At 58.7% G+C, this 14697-nt stretch carries 15 protein-coding genes, 2 tRNA genes and 2 pseudogenes; 14 read left to right on the top strand and 5 right to left on the bottom strand.

What is annotated here, in order from left to right:
• The first annotated feature begins 366 nt into the window (after nucleotides 1-366).
• Nucleotides 367-1608 (top strand): polyhydroxyalkanoate depolymerase, encoded by a 1242-nt coding sequence (gene phaZ, locus E1J61_RS05375; protein ID WP_133093111.1) that lies wholly within the window; start codon nucleotides 367-369, stop codon nucleotides 1606-1608.
• A gap of 247 nt (nucleotides 1609-1855) precedes the next feature.
• Here the strand turns inward: phaZ and E1J61_RS05370 are convergent, their stop codons facing one another.
• From E1J61_RS05370 to E1J61_RS38125, 3 genes are all read right to left on the bottom strand, one after another.
• A complete protein-coding gene (locus tag E1J61_RS05370; RefSeq protein WP_133093110.1) occupies nucleotides 1856-2056 on the bottom strand; it encodes a hypothetical protein in 201 nt (66 codons plus the stop codon).
• Nucleotides 2057-2409: 353 nt separating this feature from the next.
• On the bottom strand, nucleotides 2410-2850 hold the full coding sequence (locus tag E1J61_RS38130) for a PilZ domain-containing protein (protein ID WP_243736789.1): 441 nt from the start codon (nucleotides 2848-2850) through the stop codon (nucleotides 2410-2412).
• A gap of 103 nt (nucleotides 2851-2953) precedes the next feature.
• A complete protein-coding gene (locus E1J61_RS38125; protein ID WP_243736788.1) occupies nucleotides 2954-3295 on the bottom strand; it encodes a CHASE domain-containing protein in 342 nt (113 codons plus the stop codon).
• Between the two features lie 344 nt (nucleotides 3296-3639).
• Here E1J61_RS38125 and E1J61_RS05355 point away from each other — a divergent pair, with 344 nt between their 5' ends.
• The 4 genes and pseudogenes from E1J61_RS05355 to E1J61_RS05340 all read left to right on the top strand — a co-directional run bounded on the left by E1J61_RS05355 (nucleotide 3640) and on the right by E1J61_RS05340 (nucleotide 5585).
• Nucleotides 3640-4062: an NUDIX domain-containing protein gene (locus tag E1J61_RS05355; protein ID WP_133093108.1), complete on the top strand. Its 423-nt coding sequence runs from the start codon at nucleotides 3640-3642 to the stop codon at nucleotides 4060-4062.
• Nucleotides 4063-4143: 81 nt separating this feature from the next.
• Nucleotides 4144-4378, top strand: a pseudogene (locus E1J61_RS05350) (H-NS histone family protein); the annotation flags it as partial.
• A gap of 484 nt (nucleotides 4379-4862) precedes the next feature.
• Nucleotides 4863-4947, top strand: a tRNA-Leu gene (locus E1J61_RS05345).
• A 17-nt stretch (nucleotides 4948-4964) separates the two neighbouring features.
• Complete coding sequence (locus E1J61_RS05340) at nucleotides 4965-5585, top strand: PolC-type DNA polymerase III (protein WP_133093106.1); 621 nt, start codon at nucleotides 4965-4967, stop codon at nucleotides 5583-5585.
• Nucleotides 5586-5624: 39 nt separating this feature from the next.
• Here E1J61_RS05340 and E1J61_RS05335 read toward each other — a convergent pair whose 3' ends face one another.
• Nucleotides 5625-5876: a hypothetical protein gene (locus tag E1J61_RS05335; protein WP_133093105.1), complete on the bottom strand. Its 252-nt coding sequence runs from the start codon at nucleotides 5874-5876 to the stop codon at nucleotides 5625-5627.
• 1459 nt (nucleotides 5877-7335) lie between these two features.
• Between E1J61_RS05335 and E1J61_RS05330 the strand changes: the two genes are divergently transcribed.
• The 9 genes and pseudogenes from E1J61_RS05330 to E1J61_RS05290 all read left to right on the top strand — a co-directional run.
• On the top strand, nucleotides 7336-7530 hold the full coding sequence (locus E1J61_RS05330) for a hypothetical protein (protein WP_133093104.1): 195 nt from the start codon (nucleotides 7336-7338) through the stop codon (nucleotides 7528-7530).
• A 573-nt stretch (nucleotides 7531-8103) separates the two neighbouring features.
• Complete coding sequence (locus E1J61_RS05325) at nucleotides 8104-8352, top strand: hypothetical protein (RefSeq protein WP_195427232.1); 249 nt, start codon at nucleotides 8104-8106, stop codon at nucleotides 8350-8352.
• A gap of 579 nt (nucleotides 8353-8931) precedes the next feature.
• A complete protein-coding gene (locus E1J61_RS05320; protein WP_133093103.1) occupies nucleotides 8932-9399 on the top strand; it encodes a fumarate hydratase in 468 nt (155 codons plus the stop codon).
• Nucleotides 9400-9540: 141 nt separating this feature from the next.
• Nucleotides 9541-9619: transfer RNA gene (locus tag E1J61_RS05315), tRNA-Ile, on the top strand.
• A 306-nt stretch (nucleotides 9620-9925) separates the two neighbouring features.
• Nucleotides 9926-10240, top strand: coding sequence for an H-NS family nucleoid-associated regulatory protein (locus E1J61_RS05310; RefSeq protein ID WP_133093102.1), 315 nt, complete (start codon nucleotides 9926-9928; stop codon nucleotides 10238-10240).
• A gap of 910 nt (nucleotides 10241-11150) precedes the next feature.
• Nucleotides 11151-11465 carry an H-NS family nucleoid-associated regulatory protein gene (locus E1J61_RS05305; protein WP_133093101.1) on the top strand — a complete coding sequence of 105 codons (315 nt, stop codon included), beginning with the start codon at nucleotides 11151-11153 and terminating at the stop codon, nucleotides 11463-11465.
• Nucleotides 11466-11687: 222 nt separating this feature from the next.
• Nucleotides 11688-11900 carry an XRE family transcriptional regulator gene (locus tag E1J61_RS05300; protein WP_243736787.1) on the top strand — a complete coding sequence of 71 codons (213 nt, stop codon included), beginning with the start codon at nucleotides 11688-11690 and terminating at the stop codon, nucleotides 11898-11900.
• A 237-nt stretch (nucleotides 11901-12137) separates the two neighbouring features.
• Complete coding sequence (locus E1J61_RS05295) at nucleotides 12138-13538, top strand: ISNCY family transposase (protein ID WP_133093100.1); 1401 nt, start codon at nucleotides 12138-12140, stop codon at nucleotides 13536-13538.
• 304 nt (nucleotides 13539-13842) lie between these two features.
• Nucleotides 13843-14466, top strand: a pseudogene (locus E1J61_RS05290) (ISNCY family transposase); the annotation flags it as partial.
• Between the two features lie 23 nt (nucleotides 14467-14489).
• On the opposite strand, the gene E1J61_RS05285 reads toward E1J61_RS05290, so the two are convergent.
• On the bottom strand, nucleotides 14490-14697 hold a 208-nt coding region (locus E1J61_RS05285; RefSeq protein ID WP_305791051.1), incomplete at its 5' end, for an IS4 family transposase.

Raw genomic sequence — 14697 nt, 5'->3', positions numbered from 1 at the left:
GGGACCTACGTGCCCCCGTTGTGGCAACGTACGCATAGCCGACGCGCTCGCCGCGATCTTGTACTCCCGGGAACGCCTAGCAGGTACCGGTGATGTTCTAGGAGGCAGAACCCTTGAAATTCCGGAGACCAGTCTGCCCTTGACTACCTAAGCGGTACCGCCATGATGGGGCTGCTACCTCCGATATCTACCGCCCTGGATGGTTCACCAATCTTTGGCACTGCAGCAGTATCTGCCCCGCCGCCTATAGTGAAACTCTGGTAGAGGCCCGGCACCCGCATAGGTATGGGGCCTCCACAGTGGAGATTCCGCGGTGCGAGCTTGGTCGTGCCGCTTTCCAGCCGGTGTACTTCCTTGGAGGCTTCAATGCTCTACCGGTTCATGGAGTATCAGCGCGCAATGTTCGCGCCATTCGCTGTGTGGGCAGCGAACGCGGCCAGCGCGTTTTCCGATCATGAGAACCCGCTGTCGCAGATACCGGGCGCTCACATGTTTGCCACTGGTTACGAAATGCTGTCCCGTCTGGGACAAAGCGACGACAAGCCGGGGTTCGGTATCGCAGCCATTGAGCGCAACGGCTGCGTCGTCCCGGTGGTGGAGCAAGTCGTCCTGGAACGGGCATTTTGCCGCCTATTGCGCTTCGCACCGGATCCGGTCGCTCTTGGCCCCGCCGCCTCCCATACAAGACCTGCTGTGCTGGTCTGTGCGCCGCTGGCAGGGCATCACGCCGTCATGCTCCGCGAGGTCGTCGAAACCTTATTGGCAGAGCATATCGTCTATGTGACGGACTGGATCGATGCGCGCTGTGTGCCCGTGGTGGACGGGCCGTTTCACCTGGATGACTATGTCACCGAACTGCAGGCTTTTATCCGTCAGATTGGCACGGAGGACCCGCTGCACGTGATTGCCATCTGCCAGGCTACCGTACCGGCCCTGGCAGCTGTTTCGCTGTTGGCCAGCGCGGACGAGCCGGCTCCCCGCAGCCTGATCCTAATGGGCGGGCCGATCGATGCGCGTCGCAGCCCTACCGCGGTGGGAAGGTTCGCCGCAGACCACTCCCTCATGTGGTTCCAACGGAATTTGATCTATACCGTGCCCGGTCGCTATGCCGGTGCCGGTCGCAAGGTGTACCCGAACTTCCTGCAGCTTGCCGGTTTGATGGCGGCACAGCCAGGTTTGTTGGCGGCGTCGCATTGGGACTATTATTTGGAACGCGCCGCAGGTGACTACGAGCGTGCCGAAGCCCTCCGGCGCGTTTGCGATGGCTACCACGCGGTGCTCGACATGGCGGCAGAGTTCTACCTGGATACCATCCAGATCGTGTTCCAGGAATTCCGTCTGGCGCGCGACAATTGGTTCGTGCAAGGACAGCTCGTGCGTCCGCAAGACATCCGAGCCACTAGGCTCTTGACCATAGAAGGCGAACACGACGCCATTTCCGGCTGCGGACAGACGCACGCGGCGCATGCTCTGTGTCGCGGCATTGCGGCACGCGACAAGCGGCATATGACAGCGCGCCACTGCGGCCACTATGATCTATTCTCTGGCACCCGCTGGCGCTCAGAAATCTACCCTGGTATCCGCACGCTGACTCGACAGGATACCTAGCCACGATGCCCGCCGATCATGCAAACACCACAGTTGGCATCACCGGCACATTTGCAAGAATTCAGATGTCGGCCCGCACGATGACGGCCACCACTGGCCTACCGCTTCCTCAACGAGGCTAGTGCGTGCGGTATTCGGCGTTAGCAATCCGTCGCGACAAACAGGTCACAACGCGATAGGGCTTTTCGATACTCACGCCTTCCCGGTGCTAAGCACGAAAATCGCACTGCATGCCGCACGCGCCACATTACGCAATGCGGCGTAGGGCTTCAAACATGGAAGTACCTTGACTGGTCAAGCGAGGATGGACATCATCGCCACCATGACCGTGCTCCATCGTCACCAGTTTGCGGACCAGCAATCCGTCGAGCTGCTCTGGCTCAAGATCGTCGATGTCATGCGCGTCGCCAAGCAGTAGCAGCGCGGCGATTTCATGTGGACTGAGCATGTCAGGCTCCTTTGTCGGGCACGAAAAAAGGAACTACGACTGCTGCTCCGTGGATGGAGTTCCACGGAAGAGGGTAGGAAGACACTGCGAGTGGATTCGGTGCGAGGACGCGCTGAGTTTGCGCACAACCGAGCGTTTACCGTAATCGGTCTGCCCGGCGGAATCAAGCCCTTCGTGTGCTGCGATGCAGCGCAGCGTAGCCAAGGCATATGGGTCGTTGAGGTCTCAGGCGTTTCCCGACACCATGGCGAGCTGGATCACTGCTCCACGTAAGGAAGTGAATCAGCTCGCGCGAGAAACTGAGCTTCAAACGGTGCAAGGTTGAGCCGCTTTGGCGAACGCTGCGCGCAACATCATTGCCGCCGTGCGCGTTCGATCTGGTAGACCAGTCGCTGTAAGAGGGTCTGCTGATGGAGTGTGAGCAAAACAAAGGCGCAGCCTAGCGTGTGCATCACACTTCGACCCTGCCACTGCAGGCCGCATCCCGCTACCTGCAGCGTGATATCTTGCAGGCGCTGCTGGCCAAGCTCGAGCTTGCAGCCTCTCAAGACCGTGCCGATCGGTAGCCGACGGATGTCGCTTTCGTTCGATCGCAGACCAAGGCCGGATTGTGACACGTCCCCGATTTCCAGTCTCAACCGCTCACCGTTCTGAAGGCGCAGTTCGCAGATGAACGCCAAAGAGGCAGACGACCTGCGGATCTTCGACGACGAAAGCAGTTGGTAGTCGTCGGCATAGCGCCTGGTATCCAGGATATGGGCATGCCAGAACGCATCGACGAGTTCGCTGGGCACTGCCGGCATTTCCCACGTTGAGAGCGGTAGGGGCATTCGAACTCGAACGGCTGACGGTCATGCAAGGCCTTGTCCATTTTTTTCCCGCAGCACTGTACGATGGCTAGTCGCGATCGCCTGGAACAGTGTGTCCGGGGTCGGCTTGTGGCCGCGCCAAGCCAGCAAGCGCGCCGTTTCCCGCGAAAAGTGGGCATTCCCTTTGCCGAGGTCCCAAAAAGTCGCCGGCATCGTAGACGCGGAACCTGACCCAGCACATGTTCTCGTTGCTGGCCAGGTCCTTCAGCAAATCAGCCACGCGAATGCCTGCACCGAGCGAGCCAACGTAAGCAGCGCGGCGGGCTTCCACGGAGTCCAGGTTCGGCACCTTGCGGTACACCGGCAAACGCAGGGCGATGCCCACATGGGGGTTCTTGGCTTCGCTGAAAATCAGCCGGCCGCTGCTCACTGATATCCCATTGCTTACCACCCATCCGCCTCAGCCGGCCCTCGAAAGCCGGCGTCCGTAAGCGATGGACAAATCAGCTTTTAACGGGTTATGCCAGCACACCATAGCTTAATCGCCAATGGAGCAGGTTCACTTGAGAGCGGGTCGGCCGCCCCTTTGCCCCCTTTGCCACAACCAAGCGTACCCATTTCTGCGTGCAGCGTAAGCATTCTCGATTCCGCCCCGACGTTTGTAGTTTGCATGCCAGCAGAAGCGGGGTTGCCGGCCCCTGATTTGGAGTTGCTCGGACGTCGCCGAGATCGTGGAGTACGCATACTTTATGCTGGGTATGAGGGAGACTGCCAATGAGGCTCATTAAGCATTCTGCTGGATTGGTTGTGCTCCGACCTACGGTTGGTCAGTGGCTCTGCCTGGTCCTACGCGCATATCGAAATTGGGACATGCCCAAAGGCATACCAGAACCTAACGAAGAGCCATTATCGGCAGCGATGCGGGAAGCCAGGGAGGAAACCGGCTTGTCAACGCTTGAGCTTCGCTGGGGGAAGGACTATCGCGAAACAGAACCCTATACGAACGGCAAGATAGCGCGCTTCTATCTGGCGGCGTCACCGAGCGGTGAGGTGCGCTTACCAATTAGCGCTGAACTAGGGCGTCCAGAGCACCACGAGTTCCGCTGGGTGACATTTGCTGAGGCCCAGCAACTGCTGCCATCCCGGTTCGAGCCGATACTCGAATGGGCTCAGAGCATGGCCGGGCTGCCGAGCTAAGGTCAGCGGATATCCTTCCCCCAATCGCAAAGTGGTGGAGGAATCGCCAGTGCTGCGATTGCACAGCCTATCGCAACACCAATGCTCATCTTATGCGGTGCACCGCTTCAAATTGAAGAAGTGCGTGCCAATGAAGGGGCAGGTGTCATCGAGAAGATCCGGACTTTGATGGCAGAGTATGACCTGACAGTCGAGGACATTACTATGCGCCGACGCGGGCGCCCGGCGAGCTGTGGTGCAAGCAAGCCGAAGTCCGAGCTGCCTCCGAAGTATCGTGACCCCAAGACTGGGAAAAACCTGGTCGGGCCGAGGCCGTCCCTGGACGGCAAGGGTTTCACTTTTCGAGAATTGCGCTATGTCCTTTGAAACGATTCACGCCGAAATAATGCCTGCCCGGCCATATCTGATTCCCCGCGAGCGCGCAGACAAAGGGATCGCAAAGGGGAGACGGCTATGAACTCGTGCGTTCGGCCAGCGGGCGAAAAGCGCTTCAACAGGTACGACAGCGCTTCTCCGGCTCAATGGCTGAGCTCCTGGCTATCATCGCTGAACAAGTAGAAATCATGCGTGGGCATGGGCGTTAGGCAAGTCATGCTCGGGATCGGCGCATGGCCCGCGAGTCATTTGCTCTTGCACGGTGCCATCCGCGCGCCCTTCGCCGTGACCAGAGCGCGAATCTTAGGTTAGAATGCAAAGCTTGAAACGATTTCCCAGCGATTGGGGCTTAAGCGAAGGGAAATGCCCCAGCGAGAGCGGAAAGGCCTGATTTCCCCGACGTCAGGCAATATTGTTTCTTTACAGCCGACGTGGTGAAATTGGTAGACACGCTATCTTGAGGGGGTAGTGGCGAAAGCTGTGCGAGTTCGAGTCTCGCCGTCGGCACCAAACAACTTAGAAGCAGGATGCAGACGGTCGCGGTTCTTGATTTTGAAACGACGGGATTGTCGCCAAGTCTCGGTGACCGAGCCACGGAAATTGCTGTCATCTTGCTGCGTGACGGCGAGATTATCGACCGTTATCAAAGCTTGATGAACGCTGGAAGGCGTATCCCCTCGCAGGTTGTAAGCCTGACCGGAATCACCAATGACATGATCGCAGATGCGCCTGCCGCATCGAAGGTCATGAGTGAAGCGGCCAGGTTTGTCGGCAGACATCCGGTGGTAGCCCACAATGCCGGATTTGACCGAAGGTTTTGGCAAGCCGAGCTTGGGCTCCTGGACATCGCGGCCAATCAGCACTTCGCGTGCACGATGCTCACCTCCAGACGTATCTACCCACACGCTCAAAATCACAGGCTATCAACACTCGTCGATTTGCTCCATTTGCCCAAGACCGGGCGCGCGCACAGAGCGATGGCCGACGCTGAAATGACCTGCCATCTGTGGCATCGACTGCGACTCGATATCGCTCGGACGTACGGAGTCAGGCAGGTCGATTACGCGCTCATCGCCCGTGTTCAGGCCACCAACCGCGCCAAGGTTCCGATGTTCCTTCGTTCGCTAGCCGAATCGGACGCTGATTAGCATGCACCGAGCTAAGGGTAATTTTCCGGTCGGACACCATTAACTTTCGGGTTTGCTGCTGGATTCTCGGCGCTCCTCAGCATATTCTTGGCAGTCCTCAACAATGGTTTGGGAGTCGCGGGTGCAGTCGTTGGGATCGGAGATATCGGTTTCCGCCGCCCAGTAGTAGCCAGCTTCATGCCCTGAGCAGGATATGCAGCGGGAGCCCAAGGAACACTCATTGTCGGCCGCGCCCTGCGTCGGGCGGGGCACCTGAGTATCAAATCGGCGTTTCATTTCATCGATGCTCACGCCTTGGTCGGCCGCAATGGCTGGCAAGAACTGGTCCCGGTATATTTTCCGACCGGCAGCATGACGCTATGCTGCGTGGGCAGGTTTTCAAGTCAACAGGTTGGCCACAGCGCCTGGGTGCTTGCGCTCCCCGCGTAGTTGGCGTAGTCGCTATTCGCAGTTGCGCTGCTCCGTCGAGAAGCAACAGACCTCGCGATGCAGCGGAATACCATCGCTAGGGCGCCTCTCTAAAGCCCTTGACAAGCTTGTGCAAGCGCTCGTCGTCCTCCGATGTCCGTTGACCGACAGTAAGCTTCCACCAGGCTAAGTAGACGCCGTAGGCGAGCCAAGCATCCCTAATACTGTTTCCGCAATTGCATTCAGACTGACTAAGGATAAGGCGAATCGATTTTTCGGTTGTTGTCGTAAATTCATCGTAACACTTGTGAGAATTCGAACTCGGATTGATTGATCTCGCTGACTCGACAAGCATAACCGCAGCGTAAAGGGGGTTATTTAGCATAAACGTTAATTAGGTCGACAAGTTCTGGTGTGGGTCAGCTGACCAAGGCAGTGTTGGGGTAGTGCCCTGGCTCTATAGTTGCCAGCCTGCTCACTGCGGTCCGATGCGACCACCCTGTGCTCGCGCCCTACATAGTGCGAGGTCGGTGGACGCTCACTGCGCCCCGCCGCTCCCAGTTACTCATGGCGCCCCAGATTCAATTGCGGTGATCTTCACTGCAAGCGTAGTTCGCCATGACGCAGCAGCACATCAGGCGAACAGGCTAGTGCAGCGGCGCACGGGTTGATGCAGAGCCGAAACGCCACGCTCAAACAAGACGCACACTTGACGGTGGCAGCTTGCAATTTTTCAAAACAACCCTCGGAGCGCTCGCGGGGAGAGAACGATGCCAGCCGTTTTTTATTTCAATTCTGTAACGGCGACGGCGACGCAGGCGAATGGGGCCTGTGCATCGAGCCCAAATAGCACGCATCATTTTGAGGGATAAGGTCTGCGGTATGGGAAGAAGCATTGCGGCTACGCTTTGCTCGATACGTATGCCCACAATTCGCAGCTCAAATCCTCACCAGCCTATACGCTCGCCTTTTTGGCAGTTATTTATCTCGGTGTAGCTGGCGGTGTCCAACGCCTGGTCTGCAATGCACCGAAGATTGTGAAGCGCCGGAGTTCAAAGCCTGTCGCCCTGATTGCGCGGATCACCCGTCACAGGTTCGCTGCGTTTCAGGTCTGAATCAACCTGTGCATCAACAATGCAGTCCGTCATTAGACCGATAGTCTTTCTTTCATCGGTGAGTACAGAATCTCAGCACCAGCCAAGGATCGAAGCACTTACTTCGTAAATCAGTGACTCTGGTTCGGGATTGAAAATTGAAGATCCGCACATGGCTGCAAGGCTTATCTCCGGCCTGTCCGCCCGTGGTCCCGGTTCCTGGAAGCTTCCCTAACTCGGAGTCTTAAATGCAACTTTTCTCGAAAGTCCTGCACCGCAACGATACCGAACGGCGCAGCTTGAGTCAGGCTGCCCAGGGCCAGCAATGGAAGATCGCTTACGACCTTGACGGCCAGTCGATCCTCGGGGCGTTGTTCTGCGGCATTTTGTGCGCGATGCCGACCGCGTTGGGTGGCCTTCTCCTGATCCTGATCCGGCTGTAAGCCCCCCACTGACTGGCCCCGTTCTAGCGTGAGCGGGCTCTTGTGCTGACGTGTCTTCGGGGGGCGTTGGCTGGAACCAAATCTTACCTTGCCGCTGGCAGCGCAGTTGGCCATCGACGCAGAGTCCGCTTGCAGACTCCCGGACAAGATTGGGGTGGCTGCCATTGTCGCTGCCCACCAACCGCATACCTTCGGCGGGATCAGCGTCCAGCGCGTCTAGGCGAATGTTAGCCGTTTCGTTCAAGCTGCCCGTCATCGGTGGCCGGCACACTGGCGTCTCGTTTCGAACAGAAAGGAGCTCTGCCATGACTACCACTACCCAATCCCAATGCGATTGCGCTGCTTGCCCTGGCGCCGGCTGCGCCTGCGGTTGCCAGGCAACTGCTGAACGGAATCCGTGCGCCTGCGGAGCCGGATGCAACTGCGCGCCGCAATGCCAGCGCAGAACTGGATGTGCCTGTGGCGCCGCAAAGCCAGCGCCGGAAACGCGCACGTAACGTTGCCGAGGGCGCGGCGTCTTTATTCGCCCGCCTGTTCCCGGTCGCCGTATAGGGGCGCCAGCGGATTGTGCCCATGCGCCCGCAACTCGTGGCCGCGCCATCCGGCTATGCCTGGCGCGACTTCGCTCGCTTTCACGGCCCGGGCTACCTCGCTGCGGTCGGGTATATGGACCCAGGCAACTGGGCGACTGACCGCGCCGCTAGCCCCGTCCACGGCTACCGCTTGCTGTGGGTGGTGGGGACGGCCAGGGCAATGCTGATGCAGGTCATGGCAAGCCGGCTCTGCCTGATAAGCGGCAAGAACCTGGCGCAGGCGTCCTGAAGAAGCGCGGCTTCAGGCGACTGGAGATTTTCGTGATCAGCCTGGTGGCGCCGGTGTCGGCGCGCTAGCGTTGACACATGCCAAGGCCGCCGGAGCCCGGCACGCGATCCACAACCAAGTCAACCCTGCTGCGCAGCGGGTGCTTGAAATCACAGGGGGCGCGGGCCGGCGATCGCCTATTCAATTACCCGCGGGCCAAGGTCATAGACAAGGAAGAACTTGAGCGTAATTGACTGAAGAGCGTTGTTGGTACTCCGGTTGCGCTGGACAGATCGTGCAAGCGAATGCACCGTTGAGAACGGAAAGGTAGTTGACAATGTGGTGTTGGTCTTTCCATTACAGAACTAGCGGCCGCGAGCAAAACACAACACGATGTTAGTCCGGCCAGCAGCAGCCGATTAGTTTCGGATGCTTCGATGTTGCTCCATCAGATTGTCGAGCCACTATGCGCTATGCCGCGTCGCGGATTCCTGTGATCTGGTCTGACTCGCACCTCGACGCAATGCGTACATCGTTTTCTATTGTGTACACGACTTGTGCGGTTATACTCCGCACTCCACAACACTATGAATAACCAACATGATCGCAGCAAATAAAACAACGACTCGGGTGAATGCAGTTGCCAAGAGCAAGCCTGCCGCAAAGAAGGTAGCCGTTCCGACGAAGAAGGCCAGCGTGCTTGCGCGCGAGGCGCAGGCGGCCAAGAAGCGTCTGCTGAAGCTGCGCGCCGACACCAAGAAGGCGATCGAGGCAGCAAAGCGTGACGTCGCCAAGGCTACGGAAGCCGCAAAGGCTGCAGCTCGCTTTGAAAAGCAGGCTGCAAAGGACAAAGCGGCTGCAAAGAAGGCTAAGGCCGCCGGCGCAAAGAAGGCAACGGCTGGCAAGGTGGCTGCGAAGAAGCCCGCTGCAAAAAAAGCGGTTGCCGGCAATAAGGTTGCGGCGAAGCAGGCGGCCCCGAAAACGGCTGCAGTGAAAGCCGTGACGAAAAAGCGGGCCCCGGCAAAGAGGGCTGTTGCACCGGCGGCCTCGCCCGCAGCTGCGGCCTGATTTATACCTCGGCTGGTACGCGATGTTGCCAACCAGCCGATTGGCCGAAGATGTGGGGCGCATCTTAGCGCTGCGCTCTGCATCGACGGAAAAGCAAATGCTGCGCATAGCGCTGACAGCTGATCCGTTTTTGGTTTTACTGGGCCTCTAGCTCATGCCTGGTTAGAGCAGCGGACTCATAATCCGTTGGTGCCGTGTTCGACTCACGGGAGGCCCACCAAGGCATACTTGGCCTTGATCTGGTCAGATCTCTGCCCAATACTACCTGGCTCTGTCTGGCGCCGCCCCCTTCAGAAGGACACGTAACGCCGCTTTGCAGCAATGCTCGCAGTCCGCATATAACAGCCATTGTCGCAGTGGCAGTATCCCAAAGGACGATTCCTTCCCATTTCTGGACAACTTGGGGGCCTGGGCAACATCGCTCAATCCGTCCATTCTCCAATCTGGCGGCTATCTGGAAGAAATCTTGCGGACCGCCCTGGAAATGCGTATAAGTCAATCGTGATAGGAAAATATTGGAGACAGGATGACGACGTATCAGGAATTGTTGGCTCAGAAGCAAGCGCTGGAGGCCCAAATCGAAGAGGCACGCGCCTCTGAGGTGGCGGGTGTCATCGAACAGATTCGTAATCTGATGATCCAGTATAGCCTCTCGCCTGAGGACATTGCGCCTCGCCGTCGCCGAGGCCGGCCAGCGGGTACCACTTCTGCTGCCGCAGAAAAAGTAGCGCTCCCGCCCAAGTATATGGATCCCAAAACAGGGAAAACCTGGTCCGGCCGAGGCAGGGCGCCGGCATGGCTGGGCAAGCGCCCCGAGCGCTTCCTCATTCCGCAGGAATGACGTGCATGGCCATCGCCCCACGGGCGATGGCAACTTGCCTTATCCAAGGCGTCAGCTGACAGGGAATCGGTTTCGTTTCCCTGTACCGGCGCAAAAAAAGCGGCTCTCGACCGGTAGCGGAGAGCCGTGGAACGTCCAAGAAGAAATCGGGAAACTCTCGCAAGTTACCCGCATCTAGTATCCGCCAAGGCGCCAAGACATGCAATTGAGCTGCATAGTCGGCGGGACGCAGTCAGGTGGCGATCCATTGAGAACAGCTGGCCCGAGCAGCCAGCGCTCCCTGGGCGCGTGCAATAGCATGGCATCACTTGTCAAAGCCATGCGAGGGTGGGGATGCCGCAATTGTCCAACCGCTTGTCGGACAATTGGCTTGGGGCACAACCAGGCGCTGGCTGAATTCGTATTGCTTGAACGCCAGTGGCATGGGTACCGGGCGCTAGCATCAATCGATTGGCAGTCGAGTATGCGTTTCTCACCACGTTCAAAGCAGGGCTTGATCGCTCGACAATGTACCCAAGGGGACACATCAAATTGGCCAAAAAATAGTGTGGCTCCGGCAAGGAGCTGCTACTTCCGGCGGTGTCGCTTTGTATTTCGGAATATCGGACATGTTCAGAGGCGACAGTTACACGCTAATCAAATAGTATGAATAACGAGCCATCGTCCCTGTTGACACTATTGGCTCGGCCACTCGCGCTTTACATTCGTGAGGCCAAGCCGCCGAATTGGGGGGCGTGACCGCAAGGTGGGACGGCAGCCCACCATAACACCCCACGAGCCAAAATGATTTGCATCGGCGTAGACAGCAAGGGCCCGTTCACGACGTCTCAGAATAGAGAGCGAGAATATCTTGCGGTTCTGCCATGTAGTGCGTATAAGTCGATTTAGCTAACGAACCGGAGACGGAGATATGGCAACGTACAAAGAGCTTGTCGCTCAGAAGGAAGCCTTGGAAGCTCAAATTGAAGAGGCTCGTTCAACCGAGGTGGCGAGTGTTATCGAGCAAATTCAATCCTTGATGGCTCAGTATGGTCTTTCTCCGGAGGATGTAGCCCCGCGGCGCCGTCGAGGACGTCCTGCCGCTTCCAGCTCCACATCTGCAACGAAGACTTCACTGCCGCCAAAGTACATGGATCCCAAGACTGGAAAGACTTGGTCGGGAAGAGGGCGTACGCCTGGGTGGCTCGGCAAACGACCCGAGCGTTTCCTTATTCCGCAGGAATAATTGCCCCGATAAACCAGGGGTTGCGCGGTGAGGCGCCGCGAACCGCACCAATCGATCGAGGCATATTGCCATTGTTTCATTATCGTGAAACAATGGCGCAACACCTTCTTGCGCTGCTCTATGCCACGGCCTCTTCCTGATCCCACGCCTCCAGCCCGCGCGACCATTCGCTCTATTTCACAGTTGGGCGATCGAATTCGAGCAACTCGGGCTGTCCAGGGCATGCCGATTGATCAAGCCGCGAAAAATTGCGCTGTATCCGTCGGCATGCTATCCAAACTTGAAAACGGTAAAAGCGTAAATTTCGAGTACGTCCTTCGAGTGCTGGAGGGGCTTGACCTGACACTCTTGGTTGTTCCGAAAGCCCACGGCCACTGGCTTGAGCAGGCGGCTACCCATGCTGCCAAGCTTGGCGATGAGAGAGCGTGGGAATAGTCTGCATAGCTGACTTCAAACCCACACGATCGAGCTTGTGACCAGCCCTCGCGAAGTCGATTACTTCGCGAGGATGGCTGGATGCGCGCGTTTATTTAACATAATGTTTATTATGCGTTTTTGTGCTGTAGCGGCAAAGTTGTAATGTCCGGTTTCAGCAAAGTTGAAATGTCCGCCTGAGCTCCCCGTCCATGGTATTCAGCCTGCCCGGTTGAATGCAAAAAAGGACGCCCGGCGATGGCTGGAACCGAGGTTATCACAGTAAGCATGCGTGAGTTAGATAGGCTCAAGACCGTCCAGGCGGTCGTGGATGGTCAGTTGCGGCCCGGCGTGGCCGCCGAACGGTTGGAGATCACGGACCGGCAGTTCCGGCGGCTGCTGGAACGCTATAAGCAGGAAGGCCCGTCCGGGCTAGTGTCGCGACGGCGCGGGCGACCCAGCAACAATCGCATGCCTGCGGACCGCGAATCTGTAGCCCTTGGCCTGATCCGGGAACACTACGCCGACTTCGGCCCAACGCTGGCGGCCGAGAAGCTGCGCGAGCGCCATGGACTGACCTTGTCCAAAGAAACGATCCGCCGACTGATGACGGCAGCCGGCCTGTGGGTGCCGCGCAAACAGCGGCCGCCCAAGGTCTACCAGCCTCGTAACCGGCGCGCCTGCTATGGCGAACTGATTCAGATTGATGGCAGCGATCACCGCTGGTTTGAGGAGCGCGCGCCAGCCTGCACGCTGCTGGTGTACGTCGACGATGCCACCAGCCGGATCATGGAACTGCGGTTCACTCATTCGGAATCCACGTTCACGTATTTCGCGGCGACCCGTGCCTATCTGGAGCGCCATGGCAAGCCGGTGGCGTTTTACAGTGACAAGGCCAGCGTTTTCCGGGTCAACAAGCAAGGGGCAACCGGCGGGGATGGCCACACGCAGTTTGCCCGGGCGTTGTTTGAGCTGAACATCGAAGGCATCTGCGCCAATAGCAGCCAGGCCAAGGGCCGCGTGGAACGAACCCATCTGACCCTGCAGGATCGGTTGGTCAAAGAGCTACGCCTGCGTGGCATCAGCACCATGCAGGCCGCCAATGCCTTCATGGCGGAGTTCATCGCCGACTACAACGCGCGCTTTGCCAAGTTGCCGCGCAACAACCACAACGCCCATCGGCCGCTGCGACCGGATGAGAACCTGGATCTGATCTTCGCGTGGCGCGAGCCGCGATGCGTGTCCAAGAGCCTGACGATCCAGTACGACAAGATGCTCTACCTGCTGACCGACACCCCGGAACATCGGAAGCTGGCCGGTCGCTACATCGATGTCTATCACTACCCGGATGGCAGGATCGAGCCTCGGGCCAATGGCACTGCCCTACCCTACACCATCTACGACAAGCTGTCGGAAGTCGATCAGGGCGCGATCGTGGATAACAAGCGGCTGGGACACGTGCTGCAGTTGGCGCAATACGTTCAGGAGAAGCGCGACAACACGCGGTCACTATCTGTGCCTGCCACTGAAGGAATTGCCCGCAAGCGCGGGCGGCCACCTGGCAAAAAATCGCAGCGCTCGCTGGATCAGAACGATATGCTGGAAGCACTAAAACGCTTACAGCAGCAGCCGTGGCCGCTTAACGGAACGGACAACTGATCTCAGCTTGCTACTGGTAATTCAAAGCCGCTCTGCTGGCAGGACGGCTTCACCCTGAGCTGGACTCATTCGTGTCAGGCCAGCACCACCGCCCTACAGAAGACCCCAAAAACTGACCAAGCAAGCTGAAGACTCACCGGACATTTTAACTTTGCCGGCGCCCGGACATTTCAACTTTGCCTGGACATGTGCTGTTGGCCCCAAATAGTAATGTCGCATCTGAGCCAAATAGAAATGTCGCACCCCTAGCCACGGCTGGCATGCTGGCGGCTTTCGTGTCTGTCCAGGACCGGAGGCCCCAGCCATGTCGATGCCCGAGACCATCACGATGACGATGCGCGAACTCGACCGACTCAAGGTGATCCAGGCCGTGGTCGAACATGGCCTGCCGGTCTGGCGCGCCGCCGAGAAGCTCGGCTTGTCGCGGCGTCAGGTGGAACGAATAGCGCTGCGCTACCGCGAGGATGGTCCGAGTGGCCTGGGCTCACGCAAGCGCGGCCGGGACAGCAACCGCCAGCTGCCGCCCGGGCTCGAATCCCGTGTCCGGGGCCTGATCCGCGACAGCTATGCCGACTTCGGCCCGACCCTGGCGGCCGAGAAGCTGCGCGAGCGCCATGGCATCGACCTGGCCACGGAGACGGTGCGCCGGATCATGATCGACGCCGGCTTCTGGGTGCCGCGCAAGCTGCGCCCGCCCAAGGTGCACCAGCCGCGGAACCGCCGCGCCTGCCTGGGCGAGCTGGTGCAGATCGATGGCAGCGACCACGCCTGGTTCGAGGAGCGGGCGCCGGCGTGCACGCTGCTGGTCTTCGTCGACGACGCCACCGGGCGGCTGATGCAACTGCGGTTCGTGCCAACGGAATCGACGCAAGCGTATTTCACCGCCACACGCGCCTATGTCGAGCGTCACGGCAAGCCGATGGCGTTCTAGGGCATTTCCTTATACGGAAGTCAGGACTCTTCCCGTAGTGCTTGAATGGTGAGCGCGGCGTCCATGGTTCGCTGCATGCCGATCCAGATTGTCTTAGCGCCGGGCTCGCCATCGCTCTTCCGCCCAAGGAACCCACCAAGGGAAGCAACCAACCGAATCATCTGATTGAGTGTGACCGGTGTCTTCGGGCGAGCTTTCTTGGCGAGCACGTATGCCCCCCGAATCTCG

Origin of the sequence: Cupriavidus sp. L7L (genome assembly GCF_004353535.1) — a bacterium.
In the GTDB taxonomy this organism is placed as follows: domain Bacteria; phylum Pseudomonadota; class Gammaproteobacteria; order Burkholderiales; family Burkholderiaceae; genus Cupriavidus; species Cupriavidus oxalaticus_A.
This window is presented reverse-complemented; position numbering and strand designations above follow the sequence as displayed.

What these genes read in the sequence shown, in the direction of transcription:
- E1J61_RS05305 (WP_133093101.1), top strand. Translation starts at nt 11,151, where the DNA reads ATGGCAACGTACAAAGAGCTTGTCGCTCAGAAGGAAGCCTTGGAAGCT.
- E1J61_RS05340 (WP_133093106.1), top strand. Translation starts at nt 4,965, where the DNA reads ATGCAGACGGTCGCGGTTCTTGATTTTGAAACGACGGGATTGTCGCCA.
- E1J61_RS05325 (WP_195427232.1), top strand. Translation starts at nt 8,104, where the DNA reads ATGCGCCCGCAACTCGTGGCCGCGCCATCCGGCTATGCCTGGCGCGAC.
- phaZ (WP_133093111.1), top strand. Translation starts at nt 367, where the DNA reads ATGCTCTACCGGTTCATGGAGTATCAGCGCGCAATGTTCGCGCCATTC.
- E1J61_RS05295 (WP_133093100.1), top strand. Translation starts at nt 12,138, where the DNA reads ATGGCTGGAACCGAGGTTATCACAGTAAGCATGCGTGAGTTAGATAGG.
- E1J61_RS05310 (WP_133093102.1), top strand. Translation starts at nt 9,926, where the DNA reads ATGACGACGTATCAGGAATTGTTGGCTCAGAAGCAAGCGCTGGAGGCC.
- E1J61_RS05370 (WP_133093110.1), bottom strand. Translation starts at nt 2,056, where the DNA reads ATGCTCAGTCCACATGAAATCGCCGCGCTGCTACTGCTTGGCGACGCG.
- E1J61_RS05300 (WP_243736787.1), top strand. Translation starts at nt 11,688, where the DNA reads ATGCCGATTGATCAAGCCGCGAAAAATTGCGCTGTATCCGTCGGCATG.
- E1J61_RS05330 (WP_133093104.1), top strand. Translation starts at nt 7,336, where the DNA reads ATGCAACTTTTCTCGAAAGTCCTGCACCGCAACGATACCGAACGGCGC.
- E1J61_RS05355 (WP_133093108.1), top strand. Translation starts at nt 3,640, where the DNA reads ATGAGGCTCATTAAGCATTCTGCTGGATTGGTTGTGCTCCGACCTACG.
- E1J61_RS05320 (WP_133093103.1), top strand. Translation starts at nt 8,932, where the DNA reads ATGATCGCAGCAAATAAAACAACGACTCGGGTGAATGCAGTTGCCAAG.